We start from the raw sequence: 15,649 nt of genomic DNA on the forward strand, positions 1-15,649 counted from the left end.
ATTCCTTGAGGAAAAATCGCTGAGAAATCCAGGAGGTAAAAATATGACTTAGTAATCAATTTTAGGATTTACGATAGACTCTGTATCAAAAAGCTTAAAATTTATTAATATTGCTCATTCTCATCGAGTAAATTTTATCGGTTTGAAGCCCGTAAATTTTGTTTATGGGAAATTAATTACGAATTACGTTCACCTTTCTGTGTTCCCGTTCACCGCAAGGTGTCCCGTAGGGAAGGGTATTATGAATTATACTCACCTTGCACCGTAGAGGCACAATTGATAATTATTCATTGATAATTGCTCTTTGATTTAACCTTGAAGCCATATTGTCCAAGTTTACCAAAGCAAGAACTAGAACTATTCACTCCTTCCAAAGGCAAATAAATTGTTAAAACTTCTCCTTGTTGCGGGCGTTCGCGTACAATCAATTTACCGCCAATAGCCTGAAATAAATGCTTGGTTGCAGCTAAGTTTAGGCTAATTGTACCCGTTTCCGGCACAAATGTAAGTAATTGACCAATTGCTTTACGAATGGGTTGCGTCGAACCTGATGTATTGAAAGTAGCATTCGGTAGCAATTGTAACTTCAACTGGTCGCCAGCTTGAGTTACCTGTACCTGAATATGACTACCAGCAGGTAAGTTACGAGTCAAGTTTTCCATCAAACCAGTTAGAACTCGATCGAGCATATTTGGATTAGTCACCACCGAAGGTAAAGAGGACGGTAAAACAACATCCAAAGTTAAATCTCGCCGATTTGCAGCCTGTTGCCATCGAGGAATACTTTGCTGTAACATTTGCTCTAAACACATTGGCGTTAATTGAGAACCTGGAGAATTGAGGTTAGAAGATGTTTCCAATTCCGCCGCTCTAAACAGCAATTCCATGCGGTCAATTTGCTCGCTACATTCGCGATCAATAGATTGCAAGCGTTTAAGAACTAAGAGTGATAAATCTTTTTGTTTTAACAGTAAACGAGTTGTAGTCCGAATCGTTGTTAAAGGAGTACGTACTTCATGAGCAAAAGCTTGTAATAATTCTACGTCTGAACGAGATGAGTTTTTGCTCGGTGCGGAAGTAGAGTAATTATGATAATCAACTTCTTCAACTTTACTCTTGCATCCCGTCGCTTGAGAATGAAACTTCGTTCCTTTGTATTCTTTATCTTCCAGTTCTGGATATTCTGCGAGCAACAACTGACCAAATCGCATCACAATCCGATAATCTGGTGCAGGAGGATAATATTTTTGTACCAACTCATCCATTTCTAGAAAGAAATCAGGATTAGTTAACATTACCCTACCCGCAAGAGCTTGCCATACTTGCTCAATAACTTCCGGGTCAAAGGAAAATAAAAAGTTACTTTTACCGTTATTTTCTTCTGTTAAAACTATTACTAATGAAAACTTTTCTGTAAAAACCAGACAAAACTGTTCCTTTGATAGCGGGTCTACTTCTAATAGAGGTAACACCGAATCATCAAAAGTATTTTCTTGGACTACTTGGCGATCGCCAGACGCATGAAAAGGCATCAAAGCCAAAGGATTAAAAGGCTTTGCCGTAAAAGTTACCGTCCGCAAACATCCCCTCAGCAACGATTCGTACAACACGGGAGCGGGTGCAGCCAAAACTAACCCTTGAGTTGTATCCGATCCAACTTCAGGTAAATAATCTAACAGCAACTCTTCAATAGCAGCTAAAGCAGTACGCCACTGTAATCGTGCTTTATGTAAAGAACATTCAGCAGTGACTTGACTAGAACCTAAAACTTCTTTTAAACTCGGCAATATCCATTTACATTTATACACTGGGGTTCACCCCTTAATTTCAAAGCGACTAACAGCTTCAGAAACTGGTGATTCACTGATTAACTATTCCTTATGAGCTTACTGAGATAAGTCCTCTAACGAAAGTAGTAGAACCGAACAATGATAGGGGCGTTTTCCGTTTTCAGCGAGCAGTGAGCAGTGACCAGTCAACAGTTATCAGTTTATATTTTTTCTTATCCCCTTGTCCCCCCATCCCCTATTCCCCCCATCTCCCCATCTCCCTATCCCCCCCATCTCCCCATCTCCCTATCCCCCCATCTCCTCCTGAAGATAGATGTATGTCTTAACTGGAGGTTGATTGAAATTAAAATTTGATCAGGCAAAACATTAATACAGAGACACAAACGTGTTTTCAATTATTGTTAAATGGAGAATAAAATGGCTTTAGGCGAACACAAGCGTGCAGTTGGAGCATTTCCTAATCGCAACGATATTGAATATGCACTCCGCGAACTCAGAGATGCTGGGTTTGATATGAATAAAGTTTCTGTAATTGCTAGAAATAACGACACTGGTAATCTTGCTGGTGTGGAAACTCAGGAACACGTAGGAAATAAAGCTGATGAAGGTGCAGCAACGGGAGCGCTTACGGGTGGACTTTTTGGAGGTATAACAGGTTTACTTGTTGGTTTGGGTAGTTTAGCAATTCCTGGTGTCGGTCCGATAATGCTTGCTGGTGAGATAGCAACGACTCTCGCAACAACCCTTGCTGGTGCTGGTATTGGTGCAGCTACTGGTGGTTTATTAGGTGCGTTGGTTGGTCTGGGAATTCCTGAAGAACGAGCCAAAGTATATAATCAGCGAGTTGAACGCGGCGATTATTTATTAATCTTAGATGGAACTGAAGCTGAAATTAACCGTGCTGAAGCTATTGTTAGAAATCGCGGTATTGAAGAATTTGAGATTTACAACGTTCCTAATCCCGTACAAACAAGTTCAGATTATGTAACACCTGCATCTGGGGTTGTTAGTGAGAACGCGATCGCCGATCAAGATTCTCAAGTCGTAATTATTGACCGTCGGGAATCAATTTAGCTACATATAAGGGAGCAGGAAGTAGGTAGTAGGGAGTAGAGAAAAGATTTTTTGTTTTCCAATTTTCAACCACTCCGCAAAGTTTCCTTGATGGACTACTAGCACAGAGGAAGCGTAAGTAAGGTACCCATAGAGTAAATAAGTTCGACTGATTAACGTTGAAAAGTCGGGTTTTTATAAAATTTGTAAGTGTATTACAGATACGTATTCTAAAAGCCCGACTTCTGAAGATTGGAGCGCGTTCCATCCAACTCACATCAATTAGGATTATACTCATGCTCCTTCTATTGCCGGTATAATTTCTCCTCCTCCTACTCTCTACTCCCTACTCAGATAAGTAATCTTTCACCATGACGAAGATAATAACTTTCAAGGTAAGATTGTATAAATAATCAAAAGTTTTGCTAATACAAATTATTCTAATGCTGAAAAAGTTATTACGGCGCTGCTTTGTAATTACAATCTTAGTATTAATAGCAATAGGATTAAATACCCAAAAATCCACAGCTACACTTCGTCAGCATCACGATGCACCGGGAGTGCTACGCTATCATTCCCAAGTATCTATCAAAGACAAACAAGGATATACTTGGCAAGTATTACTTTTTAAAAAGATTAATCCCGGTACAAAAGAGTTAAATTTAAGGTTGGTCGGTTTTCCTGGTGTATTTGAATTTGCCCATCCTCATCCATTAGAAATTATTGCAGCAGGAGGTAAATTACTTAGTGCAAGTGATGCTTTTGCTACTTCATCGCCAGCGCCAAATGTTGGGGAATACAGCTTAACTAATGTTTTACCAAAATTAACTACAATTGAATCATTGCAATTAAATTTACCATTATTAAGTCAAGAAAAGAAGATTTTAGAAATACCTCAAACTGTTGTCATTGAGTGGCAATTATTAGTTACTGAGGTTGATTGAAGTATATAGTTAAAACCTGTATCCCACACTTAGTTATTCAACCGAGCTTCGACATCAATCTTCATCACTTTCAATAATTATTGCTGCCAATCGTTCGGGGATTTTAATTTTATTGTAGTATTATCAGTGCTACTTGGGTATTTCTAGTTCTCAAGTTCTGCAAAAAGTTTGTTGCGCGATCGCCATAAATCATTTAAATTGTGAAATTCCTTAACTCATAAGAGTCGTTCACTGATACACTTGAACTTCAATCCTCTGTAGTAACCAGCGCCTATGGTTCATATAAAGCGCGTGGAACTCACCAATTTTAAGTCTTTCGGTGGTACTACTTCCGTACCGTTGCTGCCGGAATTTACGGTGATTTCTGGCCCTAACGGTTCGGGTAAGTCAAATATTCTGGATGCGCTGCTGTTTTGTTTGGGACTTTCTAGTTCTAAAGGTATGCGTGCCGATCGCCTTCCCGATTTGGTCAATACTAATCAAATCACAAAGTCCCGTGCAACTGTGGAAGCAAGCGTCACGGTAACGTTTGATCTGTCGGATTATGATACCGATGCGTTTCATGATGAGCCGATTACTACTGTAGTGATAGATGATGAGGAATCGGACGAAGTAGAAGTAGAGGAAGAAGAAGTAGAGGAAGTAGAAGTAGAAGAAGTAGAAGTAGAAGAAACCGCTTCCTCAAACGAAGACGAGGAAATAAAAAACCGTCGCGAACTAATCCGTGCTAAACCTGGTGAAGAATGGAGCGTTACCCGCAGGTTAAGGGTGACAAAACAAGGAACCTATTCATCAAGTTATTATATTAACGGTATTGTCTGTAATTTAACTGAGCTACAAGAAGAGTTAAGCAGCATCCGGATTAACCCGGAAGGATATAATGTTGTTCTGCAAGGGGACGTTACCAGCATTATTTCGATGAAATCTCGCGAAAGAAGGGAGATTATCGATGAATTAGCGGGGGTTGCAGCCTTCGATCGCAAAATTATTCAAGCTAGGAAGACTTTAGAGGAAGTTAAGGAAAAAGAAGATAGCTGTCGGATTATTGAGACGGAATTAACAGCACAGTGCGAAAGGCTTTCCCAAGATAAAGCCAAAGCCGAGAAATATCAACGATTGCGAGTCGAGTTTCTGGAAAAGCAGAAATGGGAAGTTGTGTTGTCGTGGAGAACTTTGCAGGGACATCAAGAAAGATTATCCCAGCAAATTCAAGACGGCGATCGCCATTTCTCGGAAAATACTCAGCAGTTGGGTGTGGTGAATGACAATATTGAGCAAAAAAACCGGGAACTTGAGGAGTTAAATGCTCATGTCAAAGCTTTAGGTGAAGAAGAACTTTTAGCGGTACAGTCGAATTTAGCTACTCAAGATGCGGAATGCAAGCAAGTCCAGCGTCGTCAAAGTCAGTTAAAAGCGTCCCTTGCTGAAACCACGGCTAAAATAACCCAAACTCAACAGGAAATTCAGCAAAATCAAGCAAATCTGACACAGTTTGCACAGCAGAAAGACGCGGAAACGCAAAATACTGCATCTCTTGAAACTCAACGTCAGTCAATCCGCGAAAATTTAGACCAATCTCGCGAAGCTGCGACAAATATTGCTTCTGCATCCGAAGCTTGGGTAATACAGCAGACCAATTTAAACCGTCAAATTGAAACTGTGCTGCAAACTTTGGAACCTCAACGCAGCGAAAGAGCGCAGTTACGGGAAAGGAATAGTCAGTTACTGACTCAGATTCAGGAACAAACCGAATTAGTTCAAAGTTTAGAACCGCAATTAGCAGAAAAACAAAGTCAGTTAAATCAACTTCAAACCGATTCTAATTCTAGTGTCGCCCCAATTCAAGATTTAGCGGAAAATTTAGCCGCAACCGAACAGGAATTAGAAATTCAGCAGCAAACTCAAAAGCGATTATTACAAGAACAAAGAGATAAACAGCGAACTCTTGATAAATTAGAAGCGCAAACGCAAGCACAGCAGGAAGCTCAGGGAACCCATGCAAGTAAGATTATTTTGCAATCGGGTTTACCTGGGGTTTGCGGTTTGGTCGCAGAATTGGGAAGGGTGGAACCTAATTTTCAGCTAGCTTTAGAAATTGCTGCGGGTGGACGTTTGGGACAGATTGTGGTAGAAGATGACAGCGTTGGTGCGGCTGGAATTCAATTACTTAAGCAAAGACGTGCCGGGAGAGCCACTTTTTTACCCTTAAATAAAATCAGGTCTCCGCGTATTTCCGAAGCTGCTAACCTGCGTCATGCGAATGGTTTTATTGATTATGCGGTGAATTTAATTGATTGTGAACCGCGTTACGATGACGTATTTGCCTATGTTTTTGGGAATACGGTTGTTTTTGAAACCGTGAATCAAGCCAGAAATCACTTGGGACAGTTTCGGATCGTAACTTTGGAAGGGGAATTGTTGGAAACCAGCGGAGCGATGACTGGTGGTAGCGTTACACAGCGATCGACGTTGCGTTTTGGTACGGTAGAAGCGACAGAATCCGAGGAAGTCAAAGCTTTAAGAAGTCGTTTGGTAGAAATCGAGCGAGTTTTGCAGCGCTGTACGGAAGCGATAAGTAATCTTGCCGAAAGAACAAAAGAATTATCGACTCAACTTACACAAACGCGACAAGGAAAAAGAGAACAGCAGTTACGAGGAGAACAGTTACTCACAGAAGTTAAGAATTTAACTAAGCGGGTTGAAGATGCCAGAAATCAACTTACACAGAATACAGAACGTTTAAATACCGCTCAATCACGTTTAGAAATACTAGAGCGGGAATTACCGACACAAGAGCAACAATTACAACAATTACGTCAGGAATTGGCGCAGTTGGAAGCATCCCAAACACCAAGCGAATGGCAGCAAATTCAAGCAATAATTAAAAGTCAAGAGCAACAGTTACAGCAACAAGACGCAGCTTTAAGAGAACAAGCAGAAAAATTAAAAAATCTCGAAGTTCAACAACAAGTATTGCAAGAAAAAATTACTGATGGAGTGCGACGGGTTGAGGAATATCAGCAAGAGCAACTAGAGCGGCAAAATCAAATTAATAGTCTTAAAGAAGAAGAAACAATATTAACAGCAACGCTCGCAGAAACTCGCCAACGCATCCAGGAAATGGAAGCCAATTTAGGTGAAGAAAAACAAAAGCGCGATGCAGTAGAAGCACAATTACGACAGTTATTATTACGTCAGCAACAGTTAGAATGGGAAGTTCAAAAGCTGCAAGAAAGCCAACAAAACCGCCGCGAAGAATTAGATCGGGTGTTAGCAGAATTACAAGCTATATCGGGAGAATTACCCAATCCACTGCCGGAAGTACCCGAACAAGTAGATTTAGAAGAACTGCAAAAAGAATTAAAATCCCTTTCTAAAAGACTGCAAGCGATGGAGCCAGTTAATATGTTGGCTTTGGAACAATACGATCGCACCCAGCAACGTTTAGAAGAGCTTAGCGAGAAACTAGAAACATTAGAAGCAGAACGAACCGAATTATTATTAAGAATTGAAAACTTTACTACCTTACGACAACGAGCTTTTAAAGAAGCATTTGACGCAGTAAATGAAAACTTTCAATCAATTTTCGCCGTACTTTCCGACGGTGACGGTTACTTACAATTAGATAACCCAGAAGACCCATTCAACAGCGGTTTAAACTTAGTTGCACACCCCAAAGGAAAGCCCGTACAGCGCTTAGCATCCATGTCCGGGGGAGAAAAATCATTAACAGCATTAAGCTTTATTTTCGCCCTCCAAAGGTATCGTCCATCGCCATTTTACGCATTTGATGAAGTAGATATGTTTTTAGATGGGGCAAATGTAGAACGATTAGCTAAAATGATTAAGCAACAGGCACAACAAGCCCAATTTATAGTTGTAAGCTTGCGTCGCCCAATGATAGAATCAGCCGAACGTACAATCGGAGTAACTCAAGCCCGTGGAGCTTATACACAAGTTTTAGGGATAAAGTTAAAAACCGACAATACATCTGCTTGAGTATCTGTTAATAATAGTGTATAGATAAACCGGATTCGAGATCGGGACTCGGTATAGAATGACCTCTGAACAAATTATTCGGCGCTCGGACATTTTAAACACCCAAGTCATCACCCGCGACAATGGGAGAAGGCTCGGTATTGTCAATCAACTGTGGATTGATATTGATAGACGAGAGGTTGTGGCACTTGGTTTACGAGACAGCCTGATCTCCGTTTCTGGAATACCGCGCTATTTGTATTTAAGCAGCGTTGACCAAATCGGCGACGTGATTTTGGTAGGGAACGAAGACGTAATCGAAGATATAGACACCCAGCTATACAGCAACCTTGTTAACTGGGAAGTAATTACCGAAGCCGGAGAAGTATTAGGTAGAGTACGCGGCTTTAAGTTTGACGGTCTCAACGGTAGCATTAAGTCCATAATTATTGCTTCTTTAGGACTACCACAAATACCCGACCAAATTCTTAGTACTTACGAACTATCAATGGACGAAGTAGTCAGCGTCGGTCCCAACCGACTGATAGTATTTGAAGGAGCAGAAGAACGGGTAACTCAACTAAGCGTCGGTGTACTCGAACGTTTGGGTATCGGGAAAGCACCTTGGGAACGCGAAGAAGAAGGTTACAACATGACTCCCCGCACCGTAGCACCATCTAATCAGCTACCAGCAGGAGTACCCTTAGAAGCACCGCAACCCAGAGTCCGTCGCCCAGAACCCGTCGCAGAAGAAGTTTGGACGGAAGACGATGCTTACGAAGAAGCTCCGCGTCGTCGCGCAATGGAAGCACGTCCCTATGAAGAATCCGTTCGTTACGAAGAAGAACCAGACGACAACTGGAGCGAAGCTACGGGTAAAGATGCATATCAAACAACCCAGCCTTTCCCAACTAAAGCATATAGAGAAGACTACGAAACCTACGACGACGATTTAGAAAAAGACGCTTGGGAAGAAGAGGAATTACCAAAACCAATTGTTATTCCCAAGAAAGTTAAAGAAAAGCAGCCAGAATACGAAGAAGAAGGCGGATATTAAGAATAGTTAAGAATTAGGAGTTAGGAGTTAGGAGTTATCTAGCTCCTATTTTTTTTGGGAAATTAGCGATCGTTGATGACAATTTAAGCTTGCATTGTGCAATTATTCTTTCTCCTAACAAATAAACAATAAATTAATGTGAAAATGTCATATTATCAAAATAACTACACAAACTTACTTATTTCTTTTCCTCCACGTCCTATAAAAACAGAAGAAGATTTAGAAAAAATTCAAGAAATTGTTGATAATTTACTTGATAAAAGAGAACTAACAGAAGATGAAGAAGACTATTTACATTTATTGGGGATATTAATTGAAGAATATGAAGAAAAACAAGATTTAGTTCCAGATATTTATGGGGTAGAACTTCTTAAAGCTTTAATAGTAGAATCAAACTTGAAACAAAAAGATTTGATTCCTATTTTTAAAACTGAATCTATTGTTTCTGATATACTCAAAGGTAAACGAAAAATGACGGTTGAACATATTCAAAAGAGTGCAGAATTATTCCATCTTTCACCTGCGGTATTTTTCCCCGATTGTTAGTTTTAAATAAAATCTTAATAACAATTAATAACTAATTACTAACAATAATTGTCAAAAATCCAAAACATCAAGAGATTCTTCAATTTCCAAATCTAAAATCTTTTCTCTTGTATCCTTATGTTCTTGGACTTTACCCGATTTTTGATATAAATCTGCTGCTGTGTGAAAATCTGCGATCGCACCTTGGGTATCTCCTAATCGATCGCGTAAGTTTCCACGATTAATATAAGCATCTGCATCGTTGGGATTGATTTTAATTGCTTGATTATAATCTTCAATTGCTTGAGGTTTCTCTCCTAACTCGTAAAAAGCATTTCCCCGATCAAAATAAGCATCTGCATCATGAGGGTTTATCTGTATCGCTTTGGTAAAATCTTCAACGGCTCCTCTATAATCCCCTAAATCATAACGAGCATTACCACGTTTTTTGTAACCAACTGCATCCGAGGGACTAATTTCAATTACTTGAGTAAAAATTTCAATGGCTCGTTGGGAATTCTCGCTTTCTAAATTATCGTTATTATCATCTGGTGGAGAATTATGAGAATTATCCTCAATATTAGGAGTAACTTGCTGCGATTCTAATCTTTTTTCTAATACAAGAGGATCGATTTTTCTCGCTTGAGTGTAATCTTCGATCGCACCTTGACTATCTCCGATAACAGAACGCACATCACCACGGTTTTGAAAAGCTACCGCATCGTAAGAATTAATTCCAATTGCTTGAGTATAATCTTCAATGGCTCCATAATAATCTGCTAATTGATATCGCGCTAAGCCGCTTTTGATATAAGCTTTAGCAAAATTAGGATTGACATTAATAGCAGCCGTAAAATCTGCGATCGCCGAGGGATAATCTTTCAAAGAGTAAAAAACGTTACCGCGTTTGTAATAAGTACTGACATCACTATCATGAATTTGTAACGCTTGAGAATAATTCGCGATCGCAGCATCATAAAGTTGTTTTTCAACACATTCATCACCTTGCTGAATATAAACTTGATTTGAATCCTTTTCAATTTTTACTTGAGTGACAAAATTCTGATTTACTGACCGATTAAATAATTGTTGCTGAGGAGAATTGGGAGAAATATAACTTGTTGAAGCCTGTAACTGTTCCAAATAACAGCGTAAACCACCAGCATAGAATAACTGCTCTATACCAAAAGAGATTTTACCAGTTCTCAACTTAATCATTTGAGTGGGTAAAAAACCAGCTAAAACTAGATGATATTCAGATTGCGCTTCATTTACCTCTTCTTGAATTAAAACGCAAACAATAACTGCATTTTTTTGCACTTCATCAACAGAAACCGACCATTGAACCTTATTAAAATAACCGTGACGAGATTTAACTTCGATTCCAATTAAAGGGCGATCGGTCAACGTAAAATCAATATTACCATCACCGCCGAAGCGTTTTTCATAATCGACTTCAGTTATAAAATCAGCTAATCTTTCCTTAACAACTTCTTCACCCAACTTTCCCTTAAGATAGCTAATAAAAACATCACGTACCGAAGAAACGCGCTTGTACTTTTCCGCCATCACCCAGCAAAACTCTCGTAGCTGTTTTAACCTTTCTCCGCTTATAATACTTAATTCGCTATATTGACCGACACGTTCACAATGCAGCAAACAACCATCAGCCAAGCGCTTGATAAAGTCGGATTGTAAACTTCGCAGTACGTTACTCCAATCCATCTCTAGTTATGCACTTTCGGGATTTATCTATTTTAGATTAGTATCAACTCTGCGTAAAGATAAAGGTAATTATACTTAAGAAGGGAATGGAGAATAGACAATATTGAGAAATAAGTTTAAATACTGGCAATTTCAATTAATTTCTTTAAAATCTTCAACACATCATACAAGTCGTTATCAGGGTTACGCATCGAGAACACTTTTGATGTTCCATATTGTGGTATATTCCCTTTAACTAACTTGATAAAAATAAATTCGCTACCAGTTGCAATTAGTCCAAAAGTTGGCTTATCTTCTTGGGGATTACCAAGCATATAGGCAAGTAATTGGGCTAACCCAGATTCAATGGAGAATGATGCTTTTTTCGATTCAATAATCATTACCCACAATTGGTCGCATAATACTAAAGTATCAATACGACCTTTGATAATTATATCTTGGTCGGGGACTTCGATATCGATTGATTCTTCTGATTTGACATAGAATGGTGCAAGATAAAAATCACTGATAAAAAGCAATGGGTCAGTAATTGCTTGACGAACAACTCCTTCTAGTAGCGGTGGATAATTAAGTAGATTAAAATAACCATCTTTTATTTTGTCAAGCAGTTGTTTGTCGTAATCAGTCAGTTGCGGTAAATCATTTTGCCATTCGGGAAAGAAGTCAGGGTTTCGGACTAGTTGAATGCCGAAGTTATCTATCAGGTAGCGAAGATTGATATCTCTCGCTTGAATAGTTTGTATAGTCATTTTTGATTGGTGTTGGTGCGTGACGCTTTAAAATTCTAATTTAGCTGACAAAATTAATAAAAGCGTCACACACCCTACAAAAAACTTACCTTTAACCTTACTTATTGCATTCTATCTATCGTCCGATATTGAACGGCTTCAGCAACATGATGAGGCTGCAAATTTTCATCACCCGCTAAATCTGCAATAGTTCTGGCTACTTTTAAAATGCGATCGCTAGCTCTTGCGGATAAATTTAATTTTCTGATCGCCATTTCTAATAAATTGCGAGATGCATCATCTAGTTTGCACCATTTCTGGAGATGACGACTTTGCATTTGAGCATTACAGCGTAAAGTTTTTATGTCAGCAAATCGCTCAGATGCTCGTTCCCGTGCAATTAAAACTCTTTCTCTAACGACTTCTGATGGTTCTCCATTGGGTTGCTGGGTAATTTCTTCAGGTTTCAAACGATTCACCGCAACTTGTAAATCAATTCTATCCATCAACGGTCCCGATAACTTTCCCCAATATTGTTCTCTTTTATTAGGGGAACAGGTACACTGCTGTAGGGTATCGCCGTAAAAACCGCAAGGACAAGGATTAGTACTCGCTACCAAGGTAAACTGCGCGGGAAACATTACAGATTGTTTGGTGCGGGAAATGGTTACGTGACCATCTTCTAAAGGTTGACGCAGAAACTCCAATACATCTCTTTTAAATTCTGTTAACTCATCCAAGAAAAGTACCCCTCGATGTGATAAAGAAATTTCACCGGGACGAGGATAGCTGCCACCACCCACTAAAGAAGGACCACTCGCCGAATGATGGGGACTGCGGAAAGGGCGATCGCGAATCAATTTACCGCGATTTTTTAATAAACCAGCAACGGAGTAAATACGGGTGACTTCCAAAGATTCATCGAAACCCAATGGGGGTAAAATATCGGGTAAACGCCTTGCTAACATAGTTTTACCGCTTCCAGGAGGCCCGACGAAGATTAAATTATGCCCTCCAGCAGCAGCTATTTCTAAAGCCCGACGTGCGTGAGCTTGTCCTTTGACATCTTTTAAATCTAATTTATGAATAAATGTTGTGTCATGTGATATTTCTAACGTTTCATCAAGTTCTACAGGTTGATGACGTGCGGGACTATTCAAAAAATTAGCGACTTCAGAAATATTTTCAAAACCATAAACCTGTAACCCCTTGACAACTGCTGCTTCTTGAGCATTATCAGTAGGTACCACCAAAGCCGTAATTCCCATTTTTTGTGCAGCAGCTGCGATCGGTAACACGCCCGCGACGGGACGCAAACTTCCATCTAATGAAACTTCCCCCAGGAATAAATAATCACCCAGTAAATCGGGATTAACCTGGTCGGAAGCCGCCAAAATTCCCACACTGATAGGTAAATCAAAACAAGGTCCTTCCTTACGTAAATCAGCGGGAGTCAGGTTGATAACAATCTTTCGCATCGGGAAAGCAAAACCCGCATTTTTCAAAGTTGCTTTTACCCTTTCCTTAGATTCCTGCACCGCACTATCGGGTAAACCCAACATCACAATCGCCGGTAAACCCCCCGATACATCGACTTCCACACCCACCTTAATCGCATCGATGCCGACAATTGACGCACTCCAAACTCTAGCAAGCATTTATGTAAAACCTTGAATATAAAAACTTTTAATTCATCAGTTATAGCTGAAAATGGTATTGTGTTGCTCGCTTTTGAAAGTATAAATATAATCTTAAATATATATATTGCTAGTGGTACTACTTAAGTATGCCGACATTCTAACTATTCTGGAATATATTGATAGCAAACATTTTTCATATAAAAACTCATTTCTAAATATGTGGGAAACAATAGTTGCAATTATGTCAGGTGCTAAAATATCTTAAAATTGAACAACACTGCTTGTCCGCGATGGTAATGTTGGGTTACGACACGATTAAAAAATCCTCGTTACAAATCAAGTTTGATTTTCGTGTCTAACCCAACCTACAACTTTAAAATACTAATTAAGTTCGTAGGTTGGGTTAAGCGCACCAAGGAATTAGTTCTTTACAAGAGATTCATCATAGCGCTGTAACCCAACATTAAATTATTAGTATGTAAAATATTTTAAAATCGAATAATATTGCTTGTCCACGATGGTGATGTTGGGTTACGACACCATCAATAAATCCTCGTTACAAATTAAGTTTAATTTTTGTGTCTAACCCAACCTACAATTAAATTAGAAGTTACGATTCGCGACGTGGAAAGCAATAATAGATAGAGTAAGCAAATATTTCTATGAACTTTACTTATGGACTACCAAGAAATAACCACAATTGAACCTGGGAAACGCAGTGGTAAGTCATGTATTCGGGGAATGCGAATCACCTTATACGACATCTTAGAATATTTGGCAAGTGGTATGACAGAAGCAGAAATTTTGGAAGATTTTTCCGAACTTAAATTAGAAGAGATTAAAGCTTGTCTGGCTTTTGCAGCAGACCGTGAGAAAAAGTTATTTGTAGCATCGCTGTGAGATTGCTATTAGACGAAAACCTATCAGTGATGATTTCACATTGATTGAGACGTAGCAGTGCTACGTCTCTACAGAGATTTCGCATTTTATACAAGATGTAGTTTATAGTTTAATTCAGCAACGCCTAAAATTGCATATACAATCAACAAATTTCCGCTACAAATCAAATTTGTTTTTTAATATCAGTATGAATTGCTTGTGTTAATACTTCTTCTTAACTACTAATATTGAAAGGTGATTATACGGCTGGATTTCCGCATCACAAATACTCAGATAGCTTACCAATTCATCCTTTCAGGAAAATACAACAAAAAATGAGGCAGTATTCCCCACTTACAATTATTTTTTATATAATCGGTCCGATACTGATTATCTTCAGCCATTTCGGTTCGTTGCTCGTTTTCAAGACTGGCTTATCATGGGGCGCTATTGTATGGATTGTATTTTTATACCTAATCCGAATGCTGGGAACAACCGGCATTTACCATAGACTGCTCACTCATAAAAGTTACCAGGCTCCCGCTCTATTTCTATGGCTGGGATGTATTGTGACCGCATCGGCGGGGCAAATGGGACCAAGTTGGTGGAAAGCTCACCACATGAATCATCATCAACATTCGGACAAAGAACTCGATGGTCATTCCCCTAATACGCGGTTTCAAGGGATTCGTGCATTTTATTGGTCGCAAGGAGGTTGGTTGTTATCCTCCGAGTTTTTTCCTGCCAAATTACCGAGGGATGTTGAGAATGACAAGGTTTTAAAGGTAATTGACCGCTTGCATTTTGTACCTGTATTATCTTTGGCTGCGCTTTCCTATTTCATCGGTGGTATGGAATATCTCGGTGCTTTTTTCTTCAGCACAACTCTGTTATTTCACGGAGTACAAACGGTTAACTCACTTTCTCATATTGTTGGCGATCGCCCTTTTATCACCAATGAATTCAGCCGCAATAACGCCTTCGTAGCATTTCTAACGTTGGGTGAAGGCTGGCATAATCTGCATCATGCTTTTCAATCATCCAGTCGGCATGGTATCACCATTCGTTCTGGAAGGGTTGTCTATCTTCCAGACCCCACCTATAGCTTTATTAAAGCGCTTGAGTTCTTAGGATTAGCGTCAAAACTGAGAATGCCTACTGAAACTGATTTGCTAGCGCGATCGCAATGCAGCTTTGAACATTCAGAATTGCCAGTCCCAGTAGAAACATCAATCGTATCTGTATATGAATGATCCGAATGTGAACTACCTACACTGACCTAACGGTACAGTGTAGGCTTCCCAATTCATTGGGGATTGCCTCAACCTTC

The 15,649-nt window shown here is 39.5% G+C and carries 11 protein-coding genes; 7 read left to right on the forward strand and 4 right to left on the reverse strand.

What is annotated here, in order from left to right; all coding sequences use genetic code 11:
* Positions 1-287: 287 nt before the first annotated feature.
* Complete coding sequence (locus VB797_RS33295) at positions 288-1,808, reverse strand: histidine kinase dimerization/phospho-acceptor domain-containing protein (RefSeq protein ID WP_323242077.1); 1,521 nt, start codon at positions 1,806-1,808, stop codon at positions 288-290.
* Positions 1,809-2,207: 399 nt separating this feature from the next.
* On the opposite strand from VB797_RS33295, the gene VB797_RS33300 reads away from it, so the two are divergent.
* From VB797_RS33300 to VB797_RS33320, 5 genes are all read left to right on the forward strand, one after another.
* Positions 2,208-2,864, forward strand: a complete 657-nt coding sequence (locus VB797_RS33300; protein ID WP_323242078.1) for a hypothetical protein — start codon at positions 2,208-2,210, stop codon at positions 2,862-2,864.
* Between the two features lie 422 nt (positions 2,865-3,286).
* Complete coding sequence (locus tag VB797_RS33305) at positions 3,287-3,787, forward strand: DUF3122 domain-containing protein (protein WP_323242079.1); 501 nt, start codon at positions 3,287-3,289, stop codon at positions 3,785-3,787.
* A gap of 273 nt (positions 3,788-4,060) precedes the next feature.
* Positions 4,061-7,786 (forward strand): chromosome segregation protein SMC, encoded by a 3,726-nt coding sequence (smc, locus tag VB797_RS33310; protein WP_323242080.1) that lies wholly within the window; start codon positions 4,061-4,063, stop codon positions 7,784-7,786.
* Positions 7,787-7,844: 58 nt separating this feature from the next.
* The gene (locus VB797_RS33315; RefSeq protein ID WP_323242081.1) at positions 7,845-8,822 is read left to right on the forward strand and encodes a PRC-barrel domain-containing protein; all 978 of its coding nucleotides are present in this window, start codon (positions 7,845-7,847) and stop codon (positions 8,820-8,822) included.
* Positions 8,823-8,966: 144 nt separating this feature from the next.
* Complete coding sequence (locus VB797_RS33320) at positions 8,967-9,368, forward strand: transcriptional regulator (protein ID WP_323242082.1); 402 nt, start codon at positions 8,967-8,969, stop codon at positions 9,366-9,368.
* Positions 9,369-9,419: 51 nt separating this feature from the next.
* Here the strand turns inward: VB797_RS33320 and VB797_RS33325 are convergent, their stop codons facing one another.
* From VB797_RS33325 to VB797_RS33335, 3 genes are all read right to left on the reverse strand, one after another.
* Positions 9,420-11,072, reverse strand: a complete 1,653-nt coding sequence (locus VB797_RS33325; protein WP_323242084.1) for a tetratricopeptide repeat protein — start codon at positions 11,070-11,072, stop codon at positions 9,420-9,422.
* Between the two features lie 116 nt (positions 11,073-11,188).
* Positions 11,189-11,821: a restriction endonuclease subunit R gene (locus VB797_RS33330; protein ID WP_323242085.1), complete on the reverse strand. Its 633-nt coding sequence runs from the start codon at positions 11,819-11,821 to the stop codon at positions 11,189-11,191.
* Between the two features lie 101 nt (positions 11,822-11,922).
* Entirely contained in the window at positions 11,923-13,458 is a 1,536-nt protein-coding gene (locus VB797_RS33335; protein ID WP_323242086.1) for a YifB family Mg chelatase-like AAA ATPase, read from the reverse strand.
* 657 nt (positions 13,459-14,115) lie between these two features.
* Between VB797_RS33335 and VB797_RS33340 the strand changes: the two genes are divergently transcribed.
* Both VB797_RS33340 and VB797_RS33345 read left to right on the forward strand, forming a co-directional pair.
* Positions 14,116-14,340, forward strand: a complete 225-nt coding sequence (locus tag VB797_RS33340; protein ID WP_323242087.1) for a DUF433 domain-containing protein — start codon at positions 14,116-14,118, stop codon at positions 14,338-14,340.
* A gap of 314 nt (positions 14,341-14,654) precedes the next feature.
* A complete protein-coding gene (locus VB797_RS33345) occupies positions 14,655-15,572 on the forward strand; it encodes an acyl-CoA desaturase (protein WP_323242088.1) in 918 nt (305 codons plus the stop codon).
* Positions 15,573-15,649: the final 77 nt, after the last annotated feature.

This window comes from Rivularia sp. UHCC 0363, assembly GCF_034931125.1.
Taxonomy (GTDB): domain Bacteria; phylum Cyanobacteriota; class Cyanobacteriia; order Cyanobacteriales; family Nostocaceae; genus Rivularia.